Annotated in this window: 3 tRNA genes and 2 rRNA genes; all 5 read left to right on the top strand. The window is 54.1% G+C overall.

Annotated elements, in window-relative coordinates:
• The first annotated feature begins 264 nt into the window (after positions 1 to 264).
• Positions 265 to 341 (top strand) — tRNA-Ile (locus tag EWE75_RS23960).
• A 10-nt stretch (positions 342 to 351) separates the two neighbouring features.
• A tRNA-Ala gene (locus tag EWE75_RS23955) sits at positions 352 to 427 on the top strand.
• Between the two features lie 443 nt (positions 428 to 870).
• Positions 871 to 3,664 (top strand): 23S ribosomal RNA (locus EWE75_RS23950).
• 151 nt (positions 3,665 to 3,815) lie between these two features.
• Positions 3,816 to 3,930 (top strand): 5S ribosomal RNA (gene rrf, locus EWE75_RS23945).
• Positions 3,931 to 4,018: 88 nt separating this feature from the next.
• Positions 4,019 to 4,095, top strand: a tRNA-Met gene (locus EWE75_RS23940).
• Positions 4,096 to 4,187: the final 92 nt, after the last annotated feature.

Here is a 4,187-nt window from a genome sequence, read left to right as displayed (position 1 = left end):
AGGGGAACCTGCGGCTGGATCACCTCCTTTCTAAGGATATCGGCGGAAAGCGCTTCTGGTTTCGATCAGGAGAAGAGCTTCCTCCATTCCAAAGAACATTTTGCCGCCGTCCTCATGTCCCTTCATCTTCTGGAAATCAGCGCAGCCGCTGAGACAAAATAGCGTGAGCTATTTTGCACAGCGGCAAGCTCGGCCAGCGCTGCGAAGCGCGCCCATCGAGGCGCAGCTTTGCTGCGACTGACGGGCATGCGCGGGCACGGTATTGGGCCGGTAGCTCAGGTGGTTAGAGCGCACGCCTGATAAGCGTGAGGTCGTAAGTTCAACTCTTACTCGGCCCACCACGACTTTGATGGGGCCTTAGCTCAGCTGGGAGAGCGGTTGCTTTGCAAGCATCAGGTCATCGGTTCGATCCCGATAGGCTCCACCAAGCTGCAGACGAAGAGACGCGGCAAGCAAAGCTTGCAGCGCACTTCGTCAAAGCCGGCCAGCGCTGCGAAGCGCGCCATAAGGCGCAGCTTTGCTGCGACTGACGGCGCAGTGGTCAGCGTGACCTCGCCCCCAAGATATTCCAGATGATGAAGACATCAGTTTGCCGCACCTTACGAGGTGTTGGCGATACCGAGAGCGTATGACGCTCTCCTATTTGACATTGTGAATGGGTTCTTAAAATCGATGCCGTGAATACGGCGTTTGGTTTTGGACGAGAGGTTTGGAAGGTTCGCCTTCTGGATCGCAAGGCCAGACCATGCGCTGCTAATATCAGGCTGAGCATTTTAATCATCCGCACCAAGATACTTTGGCTATGCTGCTCTGCCGAGTTTTGGTTGGTCTAACGATCAACCCAGCGTTGTCATTGGTGGTGCGGACTCTCAAGCGTGAGGTAAGGGCAATTCGTGGATGCCTTGGCGCATACAGGCGATGAAGGACGTGGCACGCTGCGATAAGCTTTGGTGAGGTGTGAGCAACCTGTGACCCAGAGATTTCCGAATGGGGAAACCCACCCATCCCGTTTAACTCTGCTGTGAGTAATCACAGTTGGGCTAAATGGAGTGCGGTATCACATAGGTGAATAAAATAGCCTTCGTGAAGCGAACCCGGCGAACTGAAACATCTCAGTAGCTGGAGGAAAAGACATCAACCGAGATTCCGTTAGTAGTGGCGAGCGAACGCGGACCAGGCCAGTGCCTGATATTCAACTAGCAGAACACTTTGGAAAGAGTGGCCATAGCGGGTGACAGCCCCGTATGCGAAAGTGAGATATCGGGACATGAGTAGGGCGGGACACGTGTAATCCTGTCTGAACATAGGGGGACCACCCTCTAAGCCTAAATACTCGTATGCGACCGATAGTGAACTAGTACCGTGAGGGAAAGGTGAAAAGCACCCCGATGAGGGGAGTGAAACAGTACCTGAAACGGATTGCCTACAAGCAGTTGGAGGGGTCTTGAGCCCTGACAGCGTACCTCTTGCATAATGGGTCTGTGACTTAATGTACCAAGCAAGCTTAAGCCGTTAGGTGTAGGCGCAGCGAAAGCGAGTCTGAATAGGGCGACAGAGTTTGGTGTATTAGACCCGAAACCCGGCGATCTAGGCATGACCAGGATGAAGGTGCAGTAACATGCACTGGAGGTCCGAACCGATTAACGTTGAAAAGTTACCGGATGAGTTGTGTTTAGGGGTGAAAGGCCAATCAAGCCGGGAAATAGCTGGTTCTCCGCGAAAACTATTGAGGTAGTGCCTCGGATGGACACCCTAGGGGGTAGAGCACTGGATGGATGCGGGGGTCGCGAGACCTACCAACTCTAACCAAACTCCGAATACCTAGGAGTGATATCCGGGAGACAGACGGCGGGTGCTAAGGTCCGTCGTCAAAAGGGAAACAGCCCTGACCTACAGCTAAGGTCCCCAAGTCATCACTAAGTGGGAAAGCATGTGGAACTTCCAAAACAACCAGGAGGTTGGCTTAGAAGCAGCCATCCTTTAAAGAAAGCGTAACAGCTCACTGGTCTAAATAAGAGGTTCTGCGGCGAAGATGTAACGGGGCTAAAGTGATGCACCGAAGCTTAGGGTGTGGGATTTATTCCCACGCGGTAGCGGAGCGTTCCGTACGCCTGTGAAGCGGTCTGGTAATGGACCGTGGAGGTATCGGAAGTGCGAATGCAGACATGAGTAGCGATAAAGAGGGTGAGATGCCCTCTCGCCGAAAGACCAAGGGTTCCTGCGCAAGGCTAATCCGCGCAGGGTGAGCCGGCCCCTAAGACGAGCCCGAAGGGGGTAGTCGATGGGAACCACGTTAATATTCGTGGGCCTGGTGGTGTGTGACGGATCTCGTGTGTTGTTCTCCCTTATTGGATTGGGAGGGCTTCGAAGAGGTTCCAGGAAATAGCCCCACCGTATAGACCGTACCCGAAACCGACACAGGTGGTCAGGTAGAGTATACCAAGGCGCTTGAGAGAAGTGTCCTGAAGGAACTCGGCAAATTGCCTCCGTACCTTCGGAAGAAGGAGGCCCTCACATTGCGCAAGCATTATGAGGGGGCACAGGCCAGGGGGTAGCGACTGTTTAGCAAAAACACAGGGCTCTGCTAAGTCGGCTTCAAGACGACGTATAGGGCCTGACGCCTGCCCGGTGCCTGAAGGTTAAGTGGAGGAGTGCAAGCTCTGAAATGAAGCCCAGGTAAACGGCGGCCGTAACTATAACGGTCCTAAGGTAGCGAAATTCCTTGTCGGGTAAGTTCCGACCTGCACGAATGGCGTAACGACTTCCCCACTGTCTCCAGGACATGCTCAGCGAAATTGAATTCCCCGTGAAGATGCGGGGTTCCCGCGGTTAGACGGAAAGACCCCGTGCACCTTTACTGCAGCTTCAGAGTGGCATTAGGAAAGAACTGTGTAGCATAGGTGGGAGGCTTTGAAGCATCGTCGCCAGATGATGTGGAGCCATAGGTGAAATACCACCCTGTTGTTTTCTGATGTCTAACCTCGATCCATGAAACTGGATCAGGGACCCTCTGTGGCGGGTAGTTTGACTGGGGCGGTCGCCTCCTAAAGAGTAACGGAGGCGCGCGATGGTGGGCTCAGGACGGTTGGAAACCGTCTGTTAGAGTGCAATGGCATAAGCCCGCCTGACTGCGAGACTGACAAGTCGAGCAGAGACGAAAGTCGGTCATAGTGATCCGGTGGTCCCTCGTGGAAGGGCCATCGCTCAACGGATAAAAGGTACGCCGGGGATAACAGGCTGATAACCCCCAAGAGCTCATATCGACGGGGTTGTTTGGCACCTCGATGTCGGCTCATCACATCCTGGGGCTGGAGCAGGTCCCAAGGGTTTGGCTGTTCGCCAATTAAAGTGGTACGTGAGCTGGGTTCAGAACGTCGCGAGACAGTTTGGTCCCTATCTGCCGTGGGCGTCGAAATTTGAGAGGAGTTGACCCTAGTACGAGAGGACCGGGTTGAACATACCTCTGGTGTACCTGTCGTTCTGCCAAGAGCGCAGCAGGGTAGCTATGTATGGACGGGATAACCGCTGAAAGCATCTAAGCGGGAAGCCTCCCTCGAGATAAGATTTCATAGAGCCGTGAAAGACCATCACGTTGATAGATCGGATGTAGAAGTGCGGTAACGCATGGAGCTAACCGATACTAATTGCTCTATTCGCGCTTGAGAGTCCCGCCATCAATGACAATCCTGGGTCAAACCAGCATGTGTCAAAGACGCGCGGATGATCATTTGCAACGCCTGATACAAACACCTTCACAGTATAAAGCGTGCATCGATTTTACGAGAACACATCCCATGCGTTCACCGGCTCCATTGCCTGGTGGCTATAGCGTCTGTGCCCCACCCGATCCCATCCCGAACTCGGCCGTGAAACCAGACTGCGCCAATGGTACTATCGCTTAAGCGATGGAAGAGTAGGTCGTCGCCAGGCATTGCAGCCGGTGAGCGCACGGGAATACACTCGATATCAGAACCCATTCACATGTCTCATACCCCGCCCAACAGCGGGCACACCTTGGCGCGGGGTGGAGCAGCCCGGTAGCTCGTCAGGCTCATAACCTGAAGGTCACAGGTTCAAATCCTGTCCCCGCAACCAACGATACTTGCAAACACCCTGCCCGTAAAACGGCGGGGTTTTTTGCGTTCGACGCAATCGACAAAATACCGGCCAAATCACCCTGCACGTCG

The sequence above is a fragment of the Sphingomonas populi genome, assembly GCF_004208535.1.
Taxonomy (GTDB): domain Bacteria; phylum Pseudomonadota; class Alphaproteobacteria; order Sphingomonadales; family Sphingomonadaceae; genus Sphingomonas; species Sphingomonas populi.
This window is presented reverse-complemented; position numbering and strand designations above follow the sequence as displayed.